This window comes from Acidovorax delafieldii 2AN, from assembly GCF_000175235.1.
Lineage (GTDB): Bacteria > Pseudomonadota > Gammaproteobacteria > Burkholderiales > Burkholderiaceae_C > Acidovorax > Acidovorax delafieldii_B.
Map to the genome: position 1 here is coordinate 1 of NZ_ACQT01000368.1, position 2,687 is coordinate 2,687.

Consider the following 2,687-nt stretch of genomic DNA (forward strand, 5'->3'; position numbering starts at 1 on the left):
TTTCTCCAGCACGTAGGTGCCCGGGGCATCGCCCTGGGATGGGAAGCCCGCAGCGCCCATGCGGGGCGGCTTGGCCGGGGCGCCCGAGCGCGCCTGAAGCCATGCCAGCCACGCGGGCCACCAGGATCCGATGGTCTGTGGCGCGGCTGCGAGCCAGTCGTCGGGCGGCACGAAGTTGCCGCCGGCCGGGCGGGTCTGCATCTGGAAATGCCGGTGCGGGTGGCCGGGAGGGCTGACGATGCCCGCGTTGTGTCCTCCGCTGGTGAGCACGAACGTGGTCTCGGCAGGGCTGAGCTGCTGCAGCTTGAAGACCGAGCGCCAGGGGGCGACGTGGTCGGTCACGGTGCCGACCATGAACGTGGGCAGCGTGATGTCGCCCAGCGTCACGGGCTTGCCGTCCACCGGATAGCGGCCTTCGCTGAGGTCGTCGTTGAGGAACAGCCGGCGCAGGTACTGCGAATGCATTCTGGCCGGCATGCGCGTGGCGTCGGCGTTCCAGGCCATCAGGTCGTTCATGGCAGGGCGGTCGCCGAGCAGGTATTCGTTCACCAGGCGCGACCACAGCAGGTCGTAGGAGCGCAGCATCTGGAACGCGCCGGCCATCTGGGCGGCGGTGAGGTAGCCGGTCTGGGCCATCTGCGCTTCCAGCAGGCTGATCTGGCTGTCGTCGATGAACAGGCCCAACTCGCCCGGCTCGGTGAAATCGGTCTGCGCAGCAAACAGGGTCATGGAGGCCAGGCGGTCGTCGCTGTCGCGTGCCATCGCGGCGGCGGCGATGGCCAGCAGGGTGCCGCCCAGGCAGTAGCCTGCGGCGTGGACCTTGCGGTGGGGCGCGATGGCGTTGACGGCGTCCAGCGCTGCGCGGAACCCGAGGTCAAGGTAATCGTCCATGCCCAGGTCGCGGTCCTCCGCGCCCGGGTTCTTCCAGGAAATGCAGAACACGGTGTGGCCGTTGTCCACCAGGTACTTGATGAGCGAGTTGTGGGGCGACAGATCGAGGATGTAGTACTTCATGATCCACGCCGGCACGATCAGGACCGGCTCGGGGTGGACGGCCTTGGTGGTCGGCGCGTACTGGATCAACTCCATCAGGCGGTTTTTCAGCACCACCTTGCCGGGCGTGATGCCCACGTCGCGCCCGACCACGAACTGTTCGGTACCCGCCGGGGGTGCGCCTGCGGCCTGGCGGCGGGCGTCCTCCAGCAGGTTGAGCGCGCCGCGCACGAGGTTGGCGCCGCCTTGCTCCACCGTGCGCTGCAGCACCACGGGGTTGGTGAGCAACTGATTGCCCGGAGAGAACACGTCCAGGAACTGCCGGGCTGCAAAGGCCACCATGTCTTCATGGTGCTTTTCCACGCCCCAGACGCCGTGCGTCGCGGCGGCCCACCATTGCTCGGTGAGCACGAACGACTGGTGCATCAGATTGAAGGGCCACTGCTGCCAGGCGGGGTCGGCAAAGCGACGGTCCTGTATGGGCGGCTCTACTGCATGGCGGGCCTCACGGTCCGGGCCTGCCGCCAGGCGGGCCTGGGCGTAGGACGCCATTTCCTGCCCCTGGCGCAGGGCCAGATGGGCCAGGTCCATGCGGTGGCCGGGTGAGACCGCCAGATGCATGGCCCAGTCGCTGGCGGCCATGAAGGCAGAGGCATGCGACAGCGATGCCACGCAGCGGGCCAGCGCCGCGTGGAGTGCGGGGTCAAGGCGCTCGGCCATGGAGACAGGGGCGTTCGCAGGGGTTGGCATGCAATGGATCCCGGGTGAGGAGCGAGCCGATATAGCAAGGGTACTGTACGAAGAGGTGTGACACCCTGAGTTGATGTGCGTCAATTTTGCGCCTGATTACCGACTGGTCGGTAGCTAATGCCCGCGTTAGCATCAAAAAAACGGAGACAAGGCGATGACACGGCAATCGATTCCTGAAAGCGCGCTCTCGGCCGCAGTGCCGCCCCGGCAGCGCTTGCCGCCCGAGGTGCGCACGGTGCAGATACTGGACGCGGCGCTGGTGGAGTTCTCCGAGCGGGGCTTTGCCGCCACGCGCATGGAAGACATCGCGCGCCGCTGCGGTTTGTCCAAGGGCGGGCTGTGCGCCCATTTCGCGGGCAAGGACGAGGTGTTCGAGGCGTTGCTCACGCGTTCGCTCACACCGCCCGGCTGGGACGCCATGCCCGCCCTGGCCGAGGGGGCCGGGGCGTCTGCGCTTGCGCAGTGGCTGGTGGACAAGCTCTACAGTTCGCTTGGCCGGCCCGAGGCGGTGGCGACGCTGCGCCTTCTGGTGGCCGAAAGTGCGCGCGTGCCCCACCTCATTGCCCTGTGGGAGCGCAACGTGGTGCAGCCGCACATGGCTCTGCTGGGTGGCATTCTGCGGGCCCATGCCGTGCAAAAGGGCGTGGCCCCCAGCGTGATCGTGCAAGAGCCGTGGCTGGTGATCGCGCCCGTGGTGCATGCCTTGCTCTCGCACCTGGTATTTGGCGGCGCCCACGCCAAGGGGCTCGACCACTACCGCCAGGGCCACGTGGCGCTGTTGTGCGAATTGCTTGACCCGCGCTCTCGCATCGCGGCCACACCGCCGTCGCAGGAGCCGACACCTCAGGCGAAGTGATCGAACGATGCGTAGCGCCGCTCCACAGGCTGGCCTTGCGCGTCCACCAGCCGCAGGCCCGGTGCCGCCTCGATGCGGCCGATGCGCG

General features: G+C 68.0%; 2 protein-coding genes. One reads left to right on the forward strand and one right to left on the reverse strand.

Annotated features, from left to right (window positions below; all coding sequences use genetic code 11):
* Positions 1 to 1,713 (reverse strand): PHA/PHB synthase family protein (locus tag ACDELDRAFT_RS21100; protein WP_420042328.1); only part of this gene is annotated, 1,713 nt, incomplete at its 3' end.
* 184 nt (positions 1,714 to 1,897) lie between these two features.
* Between ACDELDRAFT_RS21100 and ACDELDRAFT_RS21105 the strand changes: the two genes are divergently transcribed.
* Entirely contained in the window at positions 1,898 to 2,599 is a 702-nt protein-coding gene (locus ACDELDRAFT_RS21105; RefSeq protein WP_005800210.1) for a TetR/AcrR family transcriptional regulator, read from the forward strand.
* Positions 2,600 to 2,687 lie beyond the last annotated feature (88 nt).

Excerpts from the sequence above, each read along its gene's own strand:
- ACDELDRAFT_RS21105 (WP_005800210.1), top strand. The coding sequence starts at position 1,898 with ATGACACGGCAATCGATTCCTGAAAGCGCGCTCTCGGCCGCAGTGCCG.